Source organism: Achromobacter sp. SIMBA_011 (genome assembly GCF_046535435.1).
In the GTDB taxonomy this organism is placed as follows: Bacteria; Pseudomonadota; Gammaproteobacteria; order Burkholderiales; family Burkholderiaceae_B; genus Achromobacter; species Achromobacter dolens.
Genome location: NZ_JAWRWN010001328.1, coordinates 1 through 231, shown reverse-complemented (window position 1 = coordinate 231; position 231 = coordinate 1). Strand labels below are relative to the sequence as shown.

The following is a 231-nucleotide window of genomic DNA, read 5'->3' as shown; positions in this document are numbered from 1 at the left end:
GCTCATCTGCGGCGCCGCCCGCGTAACCTATCAGAACTTGGTTCACCGCGCGCGCGGCATGGGCAATGCACTCGACGCACTTGGATTCACGGCCGGCGCGCGCATTGCGATCTATTTGGACAAACGTGTCGAAACCGTCGTGTCGATACTGGGTGCCGCTGCCGCGCAATACGTGTTCGTTCCCATCAATCCGCTCCTCAAACCCAAGCAGGTCGCTCACATCCTGCTCGA

At 60.6% G+C, this 231-nt stretch carries 1 protein-coding gene; it reads left to right on the top strand.

Annotation, left to right across the window (positions count from 1 at the left end):
* Window positions 1–231 (top strand): AMP-binding protein (locus tag SB816_RS35395; RefSeq protein ID WP_410548670.1); only part of this gene is annotated, 231 nt, incomplete at both ends.